This is a genomic window from Bradyrhizobium genosp. A (assembly GCF_049949275.1).
Taxonomy (GTDB): Bacteria; Pseudomonadota; Alphaproteobacteria; order Rhizobiales; family Xanthobacteraceae; genus Bradyrhizobium.
This window is the reverse complement of sequence record NZ_CP188196.1, coordinates 6,704,367-6,720,509: the sequence shown is the minus strand read 5'-3', so window position 1 is coordinate 6,720,509 and position 16,143 is coordinate 6,704,367. Positions and strand designations below refer to the sequence as shown.

The 16,143-nt window shown below is 64.1% G+C and carries 19 protein-coding genes; 8 read left to right on the top strand and 11 right to left on the bottom strand.

From position 1 onward, the window contains the following. Positions 1-1,488 carry a hypothetical protein gene (locus ACP2YP_RS31505; RefSeq protein ID WP_426420104.1) on the bottom strand — a complete coding sequence of 496 codons (1,488 nt, stop codon included), beginning with the start codon at positions 1,486-1,488 and terminating at the stop codon, positions 1-3. Between the two features lie 369 nt (positions 1,489-1,857). Between ACP2YP_RS31505 and ACP2YP_RS31500 the strand changes: the two genes are divergently transcribed. Continuing rightward, positions 1,858-2,265, top strand: a complete 408-nt coding sequence (locus ACP2YP_RS31500) for a hypothetical protein (RefSeq protein ID WP_426420103.1) — start codon at positions 1,858-1,860, stop codon at positions 2,263-2,265. Positions 2,266-2,275: 10 nt separating this feature from the next. Here ACP2YP_RS31500 and ACP2YP_RS31495 read toward each other — a convergent pair whose 3' ends face one another. The 4 genes from ACP2YP_RS31495 to ACP2YP_RS31480 are packed head-to-tail and all read right to left on the bottom strand — an operon-like array spanning position 2,276 to position 5,592. After that, a complete protein-coding gene (locus ACP2YP_RS31495) occupies positions 2,276-3,019 on the bottom strand; it encodes an IclR family transcriptional regulator (RefSeq protein ID WP_426420102.1) in 744 nt (247 codons plus the stop codon). A gap of 21 nt (positions 3,020-3,040) precedes the next feature. Then, positions 3,041-3,892 carry an HpcH/HpaI aldolase/citrate lyase family protein gene (locus ACP2YP_RS31490; protein WP_426426326.1) on the bottom strand — a complete coding sequence of 284 codons (852 nt, stop codon included), beginning with the start codon at positions 3,890-3,892 and terminating at the stop codon, positions 3,041-3,043. After that, positions 3,892-4,344, bottom strand: coding sequence for a MaoC family dehydratase (locus ACP2YP_RS31485; RefSeq protein WP_426420101.1), 453 nt, complete (start codon positions 4,342-4,344; stop codon positions 3,892-3,894). The genes ACP2YP_RS31490 and ACP2YP_RS31485 overlap by 1 nt, the downstream gene beginning before the upstream one ends. A 45-nt stretch (positions 4,345-4,389) precedes the next feature. Next, on the bottom strand, positions 4,390-5,592 hold the full coding sequence (locus tag ACP2YP_RS31480; RefSeq protein ID WP_426420100.1) for a CaiB/BaiF CoA transferase family protein: 1,203 nt from the start codon (positions 5,590-5,592) through the stop codon (positions 4,390-4,392). A 228-nt stretch (positions 5,593-5,820) separates the two neighbouring features. Between ACP2YP_RS31480 and dctP the strand changes: the two genes are divergently transcribed. From dctP to ACP2YP_RS31460, 4 genes are read left to right on the top strand one after another with little or no spacing between them, the layout of a single operon-like run. Then, complete coding sequence (gene dctP / locus ACP2YP_RS31475) at positions 5,821-6,846, top strand: TRAP transporter substrate-binding protein DctP (protein WP_426420099.1); 1,026 nt, start codon at positions 5,821-5,823, stop codon at positions 6,844-6,846. Between the two features lie 27 nt (positions 6,847-6,873). Next, entirely contained in the window at positions 6,874-7,428 is a 555-nt protein-coding gene (locus tag ACP2YP_RS31470) for a TRAP transporter small permease (protein ID WP_426420098.1), read from the top strand. A 12-nt stretch (positions 7,429-7,440) separates the two neighbouring features. Continuing rightward, positions 7,441-8,730: a TRAP transporter large permease gene (locus ACP2YP_RS31465; protein WP_426420097.1), complete on the top strand. Its 1,290-nt coding sequence runs from the start codon at positions 7,441-7,443 to the stop codon at positions 8,728-8,730. A 29-nt stretch (positions 8,731-8,759) separates the two neighbouring features. Beyond that, a complete protein-coding gene (locus ACP2YP_RS31460) occupies positions 8,760-9,926 on the top strand; it encodes an acyl-CoA dehydrogenase family protein (protein ID WP_426420096.1) in 1,167 nt (388 codons plus the stop codon). Positions 9,927-9,947: 21 nt separating this feature from the next. Here the strand turns inward: ACP2YP_RS31460 and ACP2YP_RS31455 are convergent, their stop codons facing one another. From ACP2YP_RS31455 to ACP2YP_RS31430, 6 genes are all read right to left on the bottom strand, one after another. Then, positions 9,948-11,510: an AMP-binding protein gene (locus ACP2YP_RS31455; protein WP_426420095.1), complete on the bottom strand. Its 1,563-nt coding sequence runs from the start codon at positions 11,508-11,510 to the stop codon at positions 9,948-9,950. 33 nt (positions 11,511-11,543) lie between these two features. Further along, complete coding sequence (gene upp / locus ACP2YP_RS31450; protein WP_426420094.1) at positions 11,544-12,179, bottom strand: uracil phosphoribosyltransferase; 636 nt, start codon at positions 12,177-12,179, stop codon at positions 11,544-11,546. Between the two features lie 161 nt (positions 12,180-12,340). After that, positions 12,341-12,469: a hypothetical protein gene (locus ACP2YP_RS31445; RefSeq protein WP_426420093.1), complete on the bottom strand. Its 129-nt coding sequence runs from the start codon at positions 12,467-12,469 to the stop codon at positions 12,341-12,343. A gap of 103 nt (positions 12,470-12,572) precedes the next feature. Continuing rightward, entirely contained in the window at positions 12,573-12,950 is a 378-nt protein-coding gene (locus ACP2YP_RS31440; RefSeq protein ID WP_426420092.1) for a hypothetical protein, read from the bottom strand. Positions 12,951-12,960: 10 nt separating this feature from the next. Continuing rightward, positions 12,961-13,152, bottom strand: coding sequence for a hypothetical protein (locus ACP2YP_RS31435; RefSeq protein WP_426420091.1), 192 nt, complete (start codon positions 13,150-13,152; stop codon positions 12,961-12,963). A gap of 134 nt (positions 13,153-13,286) precedes the next feature. Beyond that, on the bottom strand, positions 13,287-13,754 hold the full coding sequence (locus ACP2YP_RS31430; protein WP_426420090.1) for a hypothetical protein: 468 nt from the start codon (positions 13,752-13,754) through the stop codon (positions 13,287-13,289). Between the two features lie 342 nt (positions 13,755-14,096). Here ACP2YP_RS31430 and ACP2YP_RS31425 point away from each other — a divergent pair, with 342 nt between their 5' ends. The 3 genes from ACP2YP_RS31425 to kdpA all read left to right on the top strand — a co-directional run bounded on the left by ACP2YP_RS31425 (position 14,097) and on the right by kdpA (position 16,136). After that, a complete protein-coding gene (locus ACP2YP_RS31425; protein WP_426420089.1) occupies positions 14,097-14,219 on the top strand; it encodes a hypothetical protein in 123 nt (40 codons plus the stop codon). Between the two features lie 11 nt (positions 14,220-14,230). Next, positions 14,231-14,320, top strand: coding sequence for a K(+)-transporting ATPase subunit F (locus ACP2YP_RS31420; RefSeq protein ID WP_091879689.1), 90 nt, complete (start codon positions 14,231-14,233; stop codon positions 14,318-14,320). Positions 14,321-14,432: 112 nt separating this feature from the next. After that, on the top strand, positions 14,433-16,136 hold the full coding sequence (kdpA, locus tag ACP2YP_RS31415; RefSeq protein ID WP_426420088.1) for a potassium-transporting ATPase subunit KdpA: 1,704 nt from the start codon (positions 14,433-14,435) through the stop codon (positions 16,134-16,136). Positions 16,137-16,143: the final 7 nt, after the last annotated feature.

Here is a 16,143-nt window from a genome sequence, read left to right as displayed (position 1 = left end):
TCAGAGGCATGCGGGGTTTGCCGCGCCGGGAATCACGAAGAAGGTGATGGTTGCCGGCGTGAGACGGTTTGTCCCGGCTGCGGTCGGAATTCCGATGATGTCTGGCAGGCGGTAGCCAGCTGCGAGCGCGAGCGTGTCGCCGTTCAATTGCACCATCGTGCCTTGCAGCCGCGCCGAGCCGAGCGTGTAGCGCTTCGAGGGAAGCGGCACGGCGAACGAGCGCGGTGTGTCGCGCGAGAGGTTGATCGCAAGTAGCGTAACCGCGCCGCGTAAGCCGGGATAGCAATGCGAGTAGACGTGGAGACCGGGCGCGACGGCTGAGCCCGCGTCGAGTACGGTCGTTCCCATCAGCCGGTGCCAGAGCAGTGCGGCCCAGTAGTTTGGGCGCGGACGAAAGGTCTTGTCGTCGAGTAGTGCATAGTCGCTTGCGGCCAGCGTGTTGTGCATCACCACCTGGATGCCGGCTCTGGCCAGACGTCCGAGTTGGTCGAGATAGCGGAACGTGTCGAAAAATGTCTTGTCCCAGCGGTTGCCGCCGCAGGCCGCCTCCGCCGTCTCCGTGACCCAGATCGGCTTGCCCGGCTCGTACACGTCGCGCAAGGTCTGGTAGATCGCCAGCGTCGCGTCCGTGCGGGCGAGCCGTTGCTCCGTGAGTGCCTGCTTCGGATCGTCGCGGCCGCCGCAGCGCTGCGAGAGCGTGTTGTAGTGATGATAGGAGAAGCGATCGACACCGGGGCCGGCTGCGGCGAGCAAATCGCGCGTGGTGATGCCCGATGCGGATGGCGAGGCGGTATCGCCGACCGAGCCCGGCCCGACGATCAGCGTCTCAGGCGCAGTGCGCCGCATCCACGCGCGAAATATCCCGAAGTCGCGGCCATAGGCTTTCGCGTCATATCCCGGTGGTGCGCCGTTTTCGGCCGCAAGCGTAGGCTCGTTCATGAATTCGGCGGCCGCGATATGCCCGCCGAGCGAACGCGTGAAATCGATCAGGCGTTGCGCCTGATCGACCCCCCACGCGCCGCTGCTGTCTCGGCTGCCGGGACTGATCGCGAAGGAGGTGACAATCTCCGCGTCGACTGCGCGCGCAAGATCGACGACGTCGCGCCATCGCTGGCGGCTCAGCACGGAGTTGAATCCGGCGGGCGGCTTCGCGGGAGGAATATCCATGTCGGCGAAGAAGGTCGCATTGGCCCAGGTGCCGCTGACGCGCACATAGGCCGGCGACAGGGCGGCTGCGAGCATGCGCAGGCGCCCGTTGGCGAGATCGGTTGGCGGTCTAAAGCTGTAGCGATCGCGGGCATCGAAGGCGCGTGCGCCACGCGGATACGGTTTCCAGAACCGTCCGCCAGTGACCTCCACCATCTCAATGTTGTACGATTGGAAGCGAGCGTCGATTGTGCCGATCGCTTTCAGCTCCGCGGGCGCGATCGATACGTCGGCAGCGTGCGCAGCGCACCATCTTGTGCCAATCAGCAGCGCGATTGTCACCGCGCTGGCCTGAGCGGGCCCGCGCCTTCTGTGCACGTCGTGGCGCTGTCTTGATCGCGCCGCCAAAAGGAGATGCATCGACTCGAACCATCAACCCGGTTGCATGGCAGAGCTTCTGCTTCCAATCTCAACTTCGCAACATCGCGGCGGCCCCCGCAAGCGGGGAGAGGGCGGGGGAGCGCGCCGCTGGCTTGTCGATCGAGATCGTCTATTCATAGTTGCGCTGATGGCATCCGCTGGAACCATGATTGACGGCGGAGGCCTTTGAATTGCTGGAGTTCCATCGGCCATTGCCCTGTGTTGGGCAACGAACAAACTTCGTGCGGCCACATTTGAATAAGAGTGATCTCCGGTGAGGGAGGTGCTCTTATGAAGAAAGTGCTGATCACTGCCATCGTGGTGTTGGCTAGCCTGCCTGCAAGCGCCGTCGCGCAGTCGCGCGCGGGCTCTGCCGCGCTCGGAGCCGTGTCCGGCGCGGTCGTACTGGGGCCGGTCGGTGCCGTTGCGGGCGCAGTGATCGGCTATACCGCCGGTCCTTCAATCGCCCGGTCATGGGGCGTGAGAGGTTCGCGCTCGGCAAGACACCGGCAGCCGCCACGTCGCGAGGCGTACGGGGCCACCGCCACCAGTGCTCCGCCGCGCGCGCGCGAGGCGATGGAGGCCAACGGTCAGATGAGAGCGGCCAGCAATCCGCCGGTGCAAGCCGCGCCTGCGGCGCCGCCTGTCCAAGCTACGCCTGCGGAGACCGCGACGCCGCCCGTTCAGGGGTTCGATTGAGGCTACGGTTTTAGGCCGCGGTGGTCTTCGGTCGCAGCCGATCGACTGTCCGCGCGATCAGCGACGCCACCTCGGCCACCTTCGGCCCAATGCGAAACTCCGGCCCGGCGACCACGACGGAGAGGCGGCGGTCGCCGATCGGCAGCGGGATTGCGGCGCCGGCGAGGTCGCGGCTGTAGTCGGCAAAACTCTGGCAGTAACCGCGCGCGATCGAATTGCGCAGCTCGGCCTCCACCGCCTCGATGCTGATCGGTGTCGACGGGCCGTATTGCTTGAACTCGATCTTGCGATAGACGGAGTCGCGCTCCTCCGGCGAATATTGCAGCAGCAGCGCGCGGCCGCTGGCGGTGGCGTGGATCGGCACGCGGTGGCCGATGGTGGCGAAATAGCGGATCGCCGCCTGGGACTCGACGACGTCGATGAACACGGCCATCACGCCCGCCGGCGCCACGATAGACGCCGTCTCGCCGGTCTCGGCGGAGAGGTCGGCGATCAGCTGATGCGTCCACCGCGGCAGCGGCTCGACCTCGGAGATCATCCGCGCCATCGCGAGCCATCGCGGCGTCGGATAGAAGCCGGCGCGAGGCCGCGGTTCGTAGAGATAGCCCTTCTCCGACAGTGTCGCGAGCAGGTTGAAGGTCGACGAACGCGGCCAGCCGAAATGATCGGCGATTTCGGCAAGCGTCGCCGGCTTCCTCGTTTGCGCGAAGAATTCCATGATCTCCAGGACGTTTGCGGCTTGGCGAACGATCATGGTGGGGCTTTTCGTCCTGATCTAGGGCTGGCCGAGGATCTTCTTCGCGGCGCGAAGATGCGGCTTGTCGATCATCTGGCCGTCGAGCCGTAGCGTGCCAGAATTTGGATTGCTTGCGAACGCCGCGATCACCTTCTCTGCCCATGTGCGCTCAGCGTCTGTCGGCGCGAACGCCGCGTTGACGATTTCGACATGTTTCGGATGGATCAGCGCCTTCGCCGAAAACCCGTCCCGCCGCGCCGCGCGTGTTTCCTGCTCGAGGCCTGCCAGATTGTCGATGTCGGTGTAGACCGTGTCGATCGGCGCCACTTCCGCTGCGGCCGCCGCCATCAGGCAGAGATCGCGCGCGAGGCGATAGGGGCTGTGGAACACGCCGCCCGACGCCTTCTCGGTGGCGCCGAGCGAGGCCGAGAGGTCTTCCGCGCCCCACATCAGGCCGGCGAGGCGAGGGGAGCAGCCCTTGTAGCTGCCGAGCCCGAAGATCGAGCTTGCAGTCTCAGTCGCGACGCAGACGATGCGCGTCGCGCCAACCGTGGTGCCGGCGGCCGCTTCCAGGGCTTCGAGCCAGGTCGCGACCTGCCGCACGTCGTCGCTGCCCTGCGATTTCGGCAGCACGATGCCGTCGGGCTTACCCGGCATTACCGCGGCGAGATCCGTCAGCGTCATGCCGGTGTCGAGCGCGTTGACGCGGACATAGAGCTGGTGCGGGCCGCGAGGGCCCTTCAGCATCTCAAGCGTCAACCCGCGCGCCTCCTCCTTCTTCTCGGTGACGACGGAATCCTCGAGATCGATGATCAGCGCGTCGGCCTTGCCTTCGCTCGCCTTCTCGAATTTGCGCGGGGAATCGCCCGGCACGAACAGCATCGAGCGCATCAGGCCGGCCTCTTGTGCATCATCGCCATGCGCCGGCATTTGCCGACAATCTCATCGTTCTGGTTCAAGGCGTGGTGCTCGAACTCGACGATGCCAGCCTTAGGGCGCGATTTGGAGTCCCTCAACGAAAGCACCTTCGTCGTCGCCCGCAGGGTATCGCCATGGAAGACCGGTTTTGGAAAAGTCACGTCGGTCATGCCGAGATTGGCGACGGTGGTGCCCATGGTCGTATCATAGACCGTCATGCCGATCATGATGCCGAGGGTGTAAAGGCTGTTGAAAATGCGCTGACCGAACTGGGTCTTTTCGGAGAAATGCGCGTCGATATGCAGCGGCTGCGGATTGAGCGTCAGCAGGCTGAACATGGTGTTGTCCATTTCCGTGACGGTCCGGGTCAGCGGATGCCTGAACTCCTGGCCTACGGAAAAGTCTTCGAAATAAAGTCCGGCCATCGCTGTTTCCTCCCTATTGTCCTGCGATTTGGCCAGCGCCTGCCGCTAGGGCGGCGCCGCCAGGTGAACTGCCTTCTGCTCCGCGAGCCGTTCGATCTCGTCGGTCGAGAAACCGGCCTCGCGCAAAATCTCGCGGCCATGCTGGCCGAGCGTCGGCGCAGGGCCTGCGGGCTCCGGCTGGGTCACGCTCCAGGTCGAGGGCACGCGCATCTGGCGGATGCGGCCTTCGACGGGGTGATCCACCGTCCTGAAGAAGTCGATCGCCTTGAGATGCGGATCCTCGAGGATCGTCTCCAGCGTATGCATCGGCATCACCGGAATATCGGCGCGCTCGAGCAACTCGCGCCATTCCGCGGTCGTGCGCGTCAGGAAGATGTGGCCGATTTCTTCGTAGATATCGTCGATATGCTTGGTGCGTGCGGCGTGGTTGGCAAAGCGCGGCTGCTCGAGGAAATGCGGCTGCCCGATCGCCTCGAAGAAGCTGCGCCAGTGCTTGTCGTTGTAGATGAGCACGCAGAGATGGCCGTCGCTGGTCTTGTAGGGACGGCGATAGCGCGACAGCAGGCGGGCGTAGCCGCCATGGTCGAGCGGCGGATCGTAGGTGAGACCGCCCAGATGATCGACCAGCACAAACTCCGTCATCGATTCGAACATCGGCACGTCAATGCGCTGGCCCACACCTGTGCGGCTCTGATGCATCAGCCCGCCCATGATCGCGTTGACCATCATCAGCCCGACGATGCGGTCGGCGATGGTGACGGGAACGTAGCGCGGCGTGCCGTCGCCGGCCGCCGCAAGCAGCGTCGGAATCGTGGCTGCGCCCTGGATCAGATCGTCATAGGCGGGCTTGGCCGCATAGGGGCCGGACTGGCCGTAGCCGAATGCGCCGACATAGACGAGGGCAGGATTGATGGCGGCAAGCGTCTCGTAGTCGAGGCCAAGCCGCGCCATCGCCTGCGGGCGCACATTGTAGACCAGCGCATTGGCGCGCTTGGCGAGCCGCAGCAGCGTATCGCGCCCCTCCTGTTTCTTCAGGTCGAGCACGATGCTGCGCTTGCCGCGATTGGCGTTGAGAAACATTCCGCCCATGCCGGGCGTGCGGCCGGGTCCGATCTGGCGAACGATGTCGCCCTCTGGGCTTTCGACCTTGATGATTTCAGCGCCCATGTCCGCCAGCACCTGGGTGCCGTAGGGGCCCATCAGCACCGAAGTCAGGTCGAGAATGGTGAAGCCGGCGAGCGGTCCCATGGGGCCTCGTGGGATGAGTTCATATAGGTGAAGTTAGAATTCATAAATTGGCCATGTCAATTCCGCCTCCCCTTCAGACGGCGAATAGCTCCATACTTAGTTCATATACTTGACAGATAAATTCACATATATGTACATTTTCCTCAAGCAAGAAGTGGAGCGAGGGGTCGAACGGCTTGGCAGCCAGCGGCTGTCGCCTTCGGCGCGGGACGCGTCAGGGAGAACGAAATGAAGAAGAATCTGGTCCGGGCTGCAGCCGCGCTCGCGATTTCAGTGCCGGTCTCGACGATGTCGGCGCAGGCACTGGAGCTGAAGGTCGCCGATAGCTTCCCCGCCGGTCACTATCTCGTCCGCCTGATGCTCAAGCCCTGGATGGACGACGTCACCAAGCGCACCAATGGCGCGGTGACCTTCACCTATTATCCGAACCAGCAGATCGGCAAGGCCGCCGACATGCTGCGGCTGACACAGTCCGGCGTGGTCGACATCGGCTACATCGGGCCGTCCTACGTCTCCGACAAGATGCCGCTGTCGGAAGTCGCGCAATTGCCGGGTGCGTTCGCGACCAGCTGCCAGGGCACGCTCGCTTATTGGAAGACCGCGCGCGAGGGCGTGCTGGCCAAGCAGGAATACGCGCCGAACAAGATCAAGCTGCTGATGGCCGTGGTGCTGCCGCCCTACCAGGTGTGGACCGTCAAGTCGAAGGTCGAAACCACCAAGGACATGCAGGGTCTGAAGCTGCGCACCACCGGCGGCGCGCAGGATCTCACGCTGCGCGCGCTCAACGCGGTGCCGGTGCGCATGGCTGCGCCCGATGCTTATGAATCGCTGTCGCGCGGCACGATGGACGGGCTGCTGTTCCCGCTGGATAGCGTCGTGGCCTATGGCCTCGACAAGCTGGTCAAGCATGCGACCGAAGGCGTCAGCTTCGGCAGCTTCATCGTCGCCTATTCCATCAACCAGTCAGTCTGGGACAAGCTGCCCGACGAGGTGAAGACTGCGATGAACGAGGCTTCCGAAGCGATCACGCCAAAAGCCTGCGCCGACGTCGACAAGGAAGGCGAAGTCACCAAGAGGCACATGCAGGACGAAGGCGTGACCTTTGATCCGCTGCCGGAAGCGACGCGCGCCGAGATGAAGGACAAGCTTAGGGGCGTCGGTCACGAATGGGCCGCCGGCCTCGACAGCCGTGGCAAGCAGGCCTCTGCCGCGCTGAAGGAGTTCGAAGATCTGCTGGCTGCCGGCAGCAAGTAATCCGCAAATCGAAGAGGGAGACGCGAAGTGATCGAACGGGCAGGGCGTGTGCTCGGCGCACTGGAGCGGGCGCTGACGGTGATCGCGGTGCTATTCATGTTCGTGATCATGGTGCTGGTCGTCACCGACGTGTTCATGCGCTATGCGCTCAACAGCCCGTTCTCCTTCACCTATGATCTGATCGGGCTCTATCTGCTCGCGGGCGTGTTCTTCTTCACGCTGTCGGATGCCTTGCGCGAGCATGTCCATGTCGGAGTCGACATCCTGTTGTCGCGCTTCTCGCCGGCGGGGCGGCGGCTCTCCGAGATCGTCACCGCGCTCGCAGGCCTGTTCGTGTTCGTCCTGATCTGCAAGGTCGGTTTCGCGCGCGCGCTGGAGAATTACGAGCAGCATGACGTCCTGTCGGGCGCCATTCCCTGGCCGACCTGGATTTCGGCGGCGCTGGTACCGTTCGGCTGCGGCGTGCTGGTGCTGCGGCTGGCGCTCCAGCTCGTCGGCAATGTGCTGAGCTTGGTCAGCGGGCGCGACCTCTATCCGCTGCCGCCGGTGACCGGCGTCGGCGAAGCGCGCGGCTTCGAGTAACGGCGGATATCCATGACACCTCTTATCGTTCTCGCTTTGCTGTTCGGCCTGCTTGCGCTCGGCACGCCCGTCGGTTTTGCCATGGCCTTTTCCGGCTCGGTCGGCCTCGTCATGGTCGGCGGCTTTCCGACCCTATCAGGCATCCTCGAGACCGCGCCGCTCTCGACCGTTTCCTCCTACGAGCTGATCACCATTCCGATGTTCCTGCTGATGGCGGACCTCGTGCTGCTCTCGGGCGTTGCGGATGATCTGTTCAAGACGGCCTCGGCCTGGGTCGGCCGTGTTCCTGGTGGCCTCGGCATGGCGACAGCGCTTGCTGGCGCGGGCTTCGGTTCGATCTGCGGCACTTCGACGGCGTCAGCCGCGACGCTGTCCTCGACCAGCCTTCCGGCGATGATCCGCCAGGGCTACGAGCCGAAAATGGCCGCCGGCGTGGTCGCGATCTCGGGCACGCTGTCGATGTTGCTGCCGACCAGCGTCGCGCTGGTCATCTTCGGCCTGCTCGCCGAGGTCAACATCGGCAAACTCCTGATCAGCGGCATCATCCCGGCGATCCTGGTGACGTTCACGATCATGGCCACGATCTATTTCCTGGTCTGGCAGGACCCCTCGCGCGCGCCTGCCGCGAAATCAGTGCCGTGGCGGGAAAAGTTCGCGCTGCTGTGGCAGGTTTCGCCGATGGTGGTGCTGTTCTCGATCGTCACAGGCACGATCTATCTCGGCGTCGCGACGCCGACGGAGGCGTCGGCCTTCGGTGCGTTCGGTGCCTTCCTGCTCGCGATCGTCAAGGGCAAGATCACGCCGTCCTCGCTCTACAAGACGTTGCTGCGCGCCTGCCACGGCACCTGCATGATCATCATGATCCTGGTCGGTGCCTCGATCTTCGGCTATTTCTTCACGCTCACCCACGTCACCCAGGATCTCGTCGCCTGGATCGGCTCCTTGCCGACCTCGCGCTGGGTCATCATCACGCTGATCCTGTGCGGCTACATCGTGCTCGGCTCGTTCATGGACCAGATCGCGATCCTGGTGCTGACGGTGCCGATCGTACTGCCGCTGATCAAAACGCTCGGCTTCGATCCAATCTGGTTCGGCGTCATCAAGATCGTCACCGCCGAAGTCGGCATGATCACGCCGCCGGTCGGGCTGAACTGCTTCATCGTCGCCCGCTACGCCAAGCGGCCGGTCGCGGAGGTGTTCCACGGCACTTTCCCGCACTTCATCGCCCACCTGATTGCGATCGCGATTCTGGTGGCGTTTCCGTCTATCATCCTCTGGCTGCCCTCGCAGATGGGGCGCTAGGCAGAACGAGCCTCCACAAGGAGACCAGCATGGATTTCGCGCTCACCGATCAGCAGGAAGCCATTCGCGACGCCATCGCAAAGATATGCGAAGGCTTTCCCGATGCCTACTGGCTGAAGAAAGATCACGACGGCGGCTTCCCGCACGATTTTCACAAGGCGCTCGCTGACGCCGGCTGGCTCGGCATCTGCGTGCCGGAAGCCTATGGCGGCTCCGGCCTCGGCATCACCGAAGCCGCGATCATGATGCGCACGATTGCGGAATCCGGCGCCGGCATGTCCGGTGCCTCCGCGGTGCACATCAATGTGTTCGGTCTCAATCCCGTCGTCGTGTTCGGCACCGAAGAGCAGCGCAAGCGCATGCTGCCGCCGATGGTCGAGGGCCGCGAGAAGGCGTGCTTCGCCGTCACCGAGCCCAACACCGGGCTCAACACGACGCAGCTCAAGACCCGCGCGGTCGCCAAGAACGATCGCTACATCGTCAACGGCCAGAAGGTGTGGATCTCGACCGCGCAGGTCGCGCACAAGATCCTGCTGCTGGCGCGCACCACGCCGCTGGAAGAGGTGCGCTCGCCGACCCATGGTCTCAGCCTATTCTACACCGATTTCGACCGCAAGAAGATCAAGGTCCACGAGATCGAGAAGATGGGCCGCAAGATCGTCGATTCCAACGAGCTGTTCTTCGAGGATTTCGAGATCCCGATGGAGGATCGCATCGGCGAAGAGGGCAAAGGCTTCCAGTACATCCTCGAAGGTATGAACCCCGAGCGCATCCTGATCGCGGCGGAAGCCGTCGGTCTCGGCAAGCTCGCGCTGTCGCGCGCGACCGAATACGCCAAGACGCGCGTCGTGTTCAATCGTCCGATCGGCAAGAACCAGGGCATTCAGCACCCGCTCGCGGTCAACTGGGTCGAGCTCGAGGCGGCCTGGCTGATGGTGCTGTCGGCGGCGTGGCAATACGACAAGGGCATGCCCTGCGGCGCTGCGGCCAATGCCGCAAAATATCTCGCGGGCGAAGCCGGCTTCTCAGCTTGCGAGCAGGCGGTGATGACCCATGGCGGCTTTGGCTATGCCAAGGAGTTCCATGTCGAGCGATACTTGCGCGAGGTGCTGATCCCGCGCATCGCGCCGGTCAGCCCGCAGCTCGCGCTGAGTTTTATTGCGGAGAAGGTACTGGGGCTCGCCAAGTCGTACTAAGCAGGTTGCTCCGAAGGTTTTTTATTCGGCCGCGATCCGCTCTATTGCCATCGTGCGAAGCCTGGCGCGCTGGATTTTGACGCCGTTTGCGCTGTCGGTCACAGGGAAGGCGTCTACGACATAGATGCGTGCCGGAACCTTGTAGCTGGCGAGCCGCTCGCGCAGACGTGCCGTCAGCACCTCCTGTTGCGGTGAAGTCCCGGCCGGGATGACGAAGGCGACGCAGCGCGCCTGGCCCTTCAGGTCGATCGCGACGACCTGGGCATCGGCGACGCCGGCACACAATTTGAGTTCGTCCTCGATCTCGCCGGGCGCGACCAGGAATCCGCCGAGCCGCATGGCGTCCCCCGCGCGTGTCTCATAGACGAAGGCGCCGTCGCGAAGCCGGCCGATATCGCCGGTGCGGAAGAAGCCGTCTGCGGTGATCGCATCGCGCGTCGCATCGGTGTTGTTGAAATAGCCGAGGAAGCGCGACGGCGCGCTGATCTCGATCTCGCCGGAGACGCCTTGCGCTGCAAGCTCGCCGGTCTCGGTGTCGCGCACGCGGACCTTCGCCTCGGGGGACATCGGCCAACCGCCGCCCTCGATGCGGTCGGCGAAGGCGTCGCTGGAACGGGCAATCGAGAACAGCGCCTGCACCTCGCTCGAACCGTAGAGGCCAAACAGTGGCAAGCCGCGTGCTTCGGCCTCTGCCGCCAGCTCGCGCCAGCCGGGCTGAAAGGCGGCGAAGCCGCAGACTTCGAGACGCGGGAATGGGCGCGGCGCGTCAGCGAGGGCGAGGATGCGGCGGAACATCTCGTCGGAGCCGAAGGCGTGCGTGATCCCATGCTCGCTGAGGATTTTCACGGCCGGCGCCGCCTCGAAGGCGTCGAGGACATGGACGGTCGCGCCGGCTGCGATGAAGCCAAGCAGGCTCGTCATGCCGAACGTGCCGCAGAACGGCAGCATCGCCAGCAGCGAATGACGCTGCGGGGAGAGCTGGAGCGCCTTGGCGACGGCGTTGGCGTGGGTCGCGAGCGTTCGCTGCGAATGCGCGACCAGTTTTGGTCCTTTGGTCGTGCCCGATGTGGTGTAGAGCAGTACGGGGAGATCGATGTCGTCCTGGGTAGGAGCCGGCGGATAGGGCTTGTCGAACGCGTCGAACCGGACGCAAGGCCATTGCGCGGGGATCGCATTCGCACCGACCACCGCGAGCTTTTGCAACGCGGGCACCTCGTCCCTGGCGACGTCGGCGAGAATGGAAGCGAAATCGATCGAGCGGAACGCCGCCTCAACCACCAGCAGTTTTGCGCCGGACAATTTCAGGAGATACGCGACTTCCGCGCTGCGGTAGCGGGTGTTGACGGCGGCAACGACCGCACCAAGCCGCGCGGCAGCGAACAGCAGTGCGATCCATTCGACCCGGTTGGCCAGCCAGACCGCGACCACGTCGCCCTTTCCGATGCCTTGCGCGGCTAGCCACGCCGCGGTTTGCTCGACTTTCCCTGAGAATTCCGCGCGCGAGACGGGCGTGCCGTCGAACACGAAGGCGGGACCGCTCTCCGATCCGATCAGCGATTGCAGTGAAACATCGTCGGCGTGCATGGCAACCGGAGTAGCCCGATCGCGCAAACCTGTCTACTTGGTGCCGAACATCCGGTCGCCGGCATCGCCCAGGCCCGGCACGATGTAGCCGTGGTCGTTGAGCCGCTCGTCGATCGCTGCGGTCCAGACCGGCACGTCGGGGTGCTCGCTCTGGAACTGCGCGATGCCTTCGGGTGCCGCCAAGAGGCAGACGAAGCGGATGTCACGGGCGCCGCGGTCCTTGAGCAGGGACGCGCCGGCGCAGGCCGAATTTCCCGTCGCCAGCATCGGGTCCATCAGGATCACGGTGCGGTCGGACAGGTCCTGCGGCGCCTTGAAGTAATACTCCACGGCCTGCAATGTCTCGGGGTCGCGATAGAGCCCGATATGGGCGATGCGGGCCGAGGGCATCAGCGCCAGCATGCCGTCGAGGAAGCCGACGCCGGCGCGCAGGATCGGCGCCAGCGTGAGCTTCTTGCCGGCGATCTTTGGCGCCTGCATCGGCGAGATCGGCGTCTCGATCTCGACCAGCTCCAGCGGCAGGTCGCGCGTCACCTCGTAGCCGAGCAGCATCCCGATCTCGTTCAGGATCTCGCGAAAGCTCTTGGTCGAGCGGTCCTTCTCCCGCAACAGGGAAAGCTTGTGCTGGACCAGGGGGTGGGCGACGACATTGACGCTGCTTGTGCTCATGAAACCGATCTACACGGTTCCGTGAAACTGCGCCAGATCGGCCGGGCGTTTTTCGCAAACCGCGAGGCGGCCTAGCCGGGCCGTGCGACCGCCGTTCGCGCCCGGTTGCTCGCCGCGTAGGCAGCCATGATCAATTCGCGGTCGATCGTCGTGCCGAGGCTCTAAACTCCGAGCCCGCGCGCCGCGAGCGTGATCACGATCGTCAGGACCGCTCCCCAGACCAGGCTCAACGTCATGATCAGGATCGTCGTGGTCACCGCATGCTCGAGATTTCCTCTGAGAGGCTGCATGCTAGCCGTCCGATGCGGGGGCCGCCGCCATGACGCGCAGGCCGAGCAGCAGCGTAGCCATCAACGCGAGCAGCATGGCGATCTTGAGCTCGATCATGTCGCGTTACCTCGCGGCAAGGCGTGCAACGAGCCGCCTGGCTTGTGCCGCCAGCACGATCAGCGAATTGCCGCGGTTCTCGATATCGAGCTCGAAGGTCTCCGTGGGAAACACCAGCGCGCACCGCGCGGGCGCGCTTTGACGGTTGGCGAAGTCGACGGCCGAGCTCTTGAACAGGAACAGGCCGCCGATGCGTCCGCGCGCCTCGCGGGCGACCCAGAGGCCGGCCTTGTTGCGGCCGATGAAGAAGGCAGGAATGGCGGCGCTGATCACATCGGGATCGAGCGGCTTGAGTTCCGCCGCCGGCACCTGCCGCGGTTGGCGATGAGCAGCTTGAAGGGCGATCGCGGCCATGGCGGCCTCCTCACACATTTGCAAGGTCATGACGGTACTCTCAGGCGTGGAGGTGCCAGACATAGATTGCGGTCTTCAGCGCGATCAGCGCAGTGAGCACGCTTCCCATCGAGAGCACGGCCAGTGCACGCAGCGCGATGCGCTTGAGCTGGGCCTTGCGCGCCTTCGAGATCCGTACCGGGCGTTCGGCCCAATTGAAGGGCTGTTCCAAGCCCTGTGTCAGCATCGACATGTCAGAAATCCTTGTCCGTGGGTCGACAAAACAGTCGCCCCACTCTGCGTCTCATGATGAGCATCGCAGCATAGGAATGCGAGACGGGCGGCGGCGCTGTCGTATAGGCGCGCCATATATGGCTCGGCGTTCGCTCAGCTGAAATTCTCGCAGGCGACCGGCTCATGGAGCGGATCCGGGGCGGGGCGCACGTTGGGAACGCTCGGCCGTGAGGCTTCCGCGGCGAGTATCTGGACCTCGACGAAGGCCGACAGCAGCGCGATCGCGAGGTCGCCATGGCATCCTTCGACCGCGGCGTCGAGCCAATCCGGCAATTCGCGTTTGCGCGAGAGCGCGCAGTGCCATTCGCCCTCGTCATAGGCGATCCGGCGGACCTGCCACAGCGGCAGCTCGAGCTCCATCAGCGCCAGCGCGGCATCGGTCCAGGCCTCCGCGTTGATCAGGCGCATGGCGCGTGCCGTGCGTTCGCTCTGGCCGAATGATGGGAAGCGCCTACAGGCCTTGTCGACGATCTCGAGCATCAACGGCCGCGTCATCACCTGCGCATTGCGCAAGCGGTCGCCGAGTGACAGCGGATCATAGTGTTGGAGAGCAGCGGTCATGTCGGGCCTCCTGGATTTGGCGTCGGTCAGTCGGCCGGCGTCTCCAGGATGGCTGGAACGGCATTTGAAAACGAGATGGGGAGCAGATAGGAGATATAAAGATTTCATAAGTGTGCGGGGGGCACCGAGCGCGCCACACTCACACTGTCGTCCCGGGACGACGACGGAGAATTGGGTGAGCATCGTGCCAAGCCTTTATGAGATTCCTATAACTTCGCCATAGCCCTCATCTCGAAAATCTATGTCCGTGGTGGCACTTCAGCACGGTCAAAAGTCCCGCTTGGGGCCGTGGAAATGCGTTGCGCTTCTCTCCACGAGCTCCGCCGGGTCCCCGAGAGAGTGTTGCTCCCGAGAGAGAGGGACGCAACGAGGAGCAATCCCATGATGGACATTCTGATGCTGGCGCTGGGCTTCGGCTTCTTCGCCGTTGCGATCGGCTACACCTATGCCTGCGAACGGCTCTGAAGGAGCGGACCATGATCTTTGATTATGCGCTCGCCGGCGCCGTGTCGTTCGGCCTGCTGATGTATCTTACCTACGCGCTGCTGCGGCCCGAGCGATTCTGAGCCGTGCTGCTTCTTCTCGAATTGCTGCTGGCGGACGCCGTGCTCGTCGCGGGCCTGCTTGCGCTGGTCCTGCCGATTCTGCGCCGGACACAAAGCCTGAAGGGTTGATTCCATGACTGTGATCGGTTGGCTCCAGATCATTCTCTATTGTGCCATCATCGTCGCACTGACCAAGCCGTTCGGCTGGTACATGACGCGTGTGTTCAATGGCGAGAAGACGTTTCTCTCCCCGGTGCTGCGTCCGGTCGAGGCCGGCATTTACTGGGTCTCCGGCGTCGACGAGAAGCGCGAGCAGCATTGGCTGACCTACACGGTCGCCATGCTGCTGTTCCATGTCGGCGGATTCCTGATCATCTATGGCGTGATGCGCTTGCAGGCCGTGTTGCCTTTCAACCCGGCCGGCCAGTCGGCGGTCGCCGAGGATCTTTCCTTCAACACTGCAATATCCTTCATCACCAACACCAATTGGCAGAACTACGGCGGCGAGAGCACGCTGTCGTATCTCGTGCAGATGCTCGGCCTGACGCACCAGAACTTCCTGTCGGCGGCCACCGGCATCGCGCTCGCGGTCGCCCTGATTCGCGGCTTCTCGCGCGCATCGATGCGCACCGTCGGCAATTTCTGGGTCGATGTTACCCGCTGCACGCTCTATGTGCTGCTGCCGATCTGCGTCGTCTACGCCCTGTTCCTGGTCTTCCAGGGTATGCCGCAGACGCTCGGCGACTATGTCGAGGCCACGACGCTCGAAGGCGCCAAGCAGACCATCGCGGTCGGCCCGGTCGCCTCGCAGGTCGCAATCAAGATGCTCGGTACCAACGGCGGCGGCTTCTTCAACGCCAACGCGGCGCATCCGTTCGAGAACCCGACCGCGCTGTCAAACTTCGTGCAGATGCTGTCGATCTTTGTGCTCGGCGCGGCGCTGACCAACGTGTTCGGCCGTATGGTCGGCAACCAGCGCCAGGGCTGGGCCATCCTCGCGGTGATGGGCGTGCTGTTCATCGCCGGCGTCGCCGTCTGCTATTGGGCTGAAGCACAGGGCACCTCGACCCTGCAGGCTCTCGGCCTGACCGGCGGCAACATGGAGGGCAAGGAGGTCCGCTTCGGCATCGTTGCATCATCGCTGTTTGCCGTGATCACCACGGCCGCCTCCTGCGGCGCCGTCAACGCCATGCATGACAGCTTTACCGCACTCGGCGGCATGATCCCGCTGATCAATATCGAGCTCGGCGAGATCATCGTCGGTGGCGTCGGCGCCGGCATGTACGGCATGCTGCTGTTCGTCATCCTCGCGATCTTCGTCGCGGGACTCATGGTCGGCCGCACGCCGGAATATGTCGGCAAGAAGATCGAGGCGCGCGAGGTCAAGATGGCGATGCTCGCCATCCTGATCCTGCCGCTGATGATGCTGGGGTGGACCGCGGTCGCTGTGGTGCTGCCCCCGGCGGTGGCCTCGATGGCCAATGCCGGACCACATGGCTTCTCGGAGGTGCTCTACGCCTATTCGTCGCAGACCGGCAACAACGGCTCGGCCTTCGCAGGTCTCACCGGGAATACGCCGTTTTACAACATTACCGGCGGTGTCGCGATGTTCGTCGGCCGCTTTCTGATGATCGTGCCGGCGATGGCGATCGCAGGTTCGCTCGCCGCCAAGAAGTCCATCCCGCTGTCGATGGGCACGTTCCCGACCACCGGCGGGCTCTTCGTCGGCCTGGTTGTCGGCGTGATCCTGATCATGGGCGGCCTCACCTTCTTCCCGGCGCTCGCGCTCGGCCCCATCGTCGAGCATCTCGCGATGAACGCCGGCAACGTCTTCTGATCGAGCT

What these genes read in the sequence shown, in the direction of transcription:
- ACP2YP_RS31500 (WP_426420103.1), top strand. Translation starts at nt 1,858, where the DNA reads ATGAAGAAAGTGCTGATCACTGCCATCGTGGTGTTGGCTAGCCTGCCT.
- ACP2YP_RS31495 (WP_426420102.1), bottom strand. Translation starts at nt 3,019, where the DNA reads ATGATCGTTCGCCAAGCCGCAAACGTCCTGGAGATCATGGAATTCTTC.
- ACP2YP_RS31490 (WP_426426326.1), bottom strand. Translation starts at nt 3,892, where the DNA reads ATGCGCTCGATGCTGTTCGTGCCGGGCGATTCCCCGCGCAAATTCGAG.
- ACP2YP_RS31485 (WP_426420101.1), bottom strand. Translation starts at nt 4,344, where the DNA reads ATGGCCGGACTTTATTTCGAAGACTTTTCCGTAGGCCAGGAGTTCAGG.
- ACP2YP_RS31480 (WP_426420100.1), bottom strand. Translation starts at nt 5,592, where the DNA reads ATGGGACCGCTCGCCGGCTTCACCATTCTCGACCTGACTTCGGTGCTG.
- dctP (WP_426420099.1), top strand. Translation starts at nt 5,821, where the DNA reads ATGAAGAAGAATCTGGTCCGGGCTGCAGCCGCGCTCGCGATTTCAGTG.
- ACP2YP_RS31465 (WP_426420097.1), top strand. Translation starts at nt 7,441, where the DNA reads ATGACACCTCTTATCGTTCTCGCTTTGCTGTTCGGCCTGCTTGCGCTC.
- ACP2YP_RS31460 (WP_426420096.1), top strand. Translation starts at nt 8,760, where the DNA reads ATGGATTTCGCGCTCACCGATCAGCAGGAAGCCATTCGCGACGCCATC.
- ACP2YP_RS31455 (WP_426420095.1), bottom strand. Translation starts at nt 11,510, where the DNA reads ATGCACGCCGACGATGTTTCACTGCAATCGCTGATCGGATCGGAGAGC.
- upp (WP_426420094.1), bottom strand. Translation starts at nt 12,179, where the DNA reads ATGAGCACAAGCAGCGTCAATGTCGTCGCCCACCCCCTGGTCCAGCAC.
- ACP2YP_RS31445 (WP_426420093.1), bottom strand. Translation starts at nt 12,469, where the DNA reads ATGCAGCCTCTCAGAGGAAATCTCGAGCATGCGGTGACCACGACGATC.
- ACP2YP_RS31440 (WP_426420092.1), bottom strand. Translation starts at nt 12,950, where the DNA reads ATGACCTTGCAAATGTGTGAGGAGGCCGCCATGGCCGCGATCGCCCTT.
- ACP2YP_RS31435 (WP_426420091.1), bottom strand. Translation starts at nt 13,152, where the DNA reads ATGTCGATGCTGACACAGGGCTTGGAACAGCCCTTCAATTGGGCCGAA.
- ACP2YP_RS31430 (WP_426420090.1), bottom strand. Translation starts at nt 13,754, where the DNA reads ATGACCGCTGCTCTCCAACACTATGATCCGCTGTCACTCGGCGACCGC.
- ACP2YP_RS31420 (WP_091879689.1), top strand. Translation starts at nt 14,231, where the DNA reads ATGATCTTTGATTATGCGCTCGCCGGCGCCGTGTCGTTCGGCCTGCTG.
- kdpA (WP_426420088.1), top strand. Translation starts at nt 14,433, where the DNA reads ATGACTGTGATCGGTTGGCTCCAGATCATTCTCTATTGTGCCATCATC.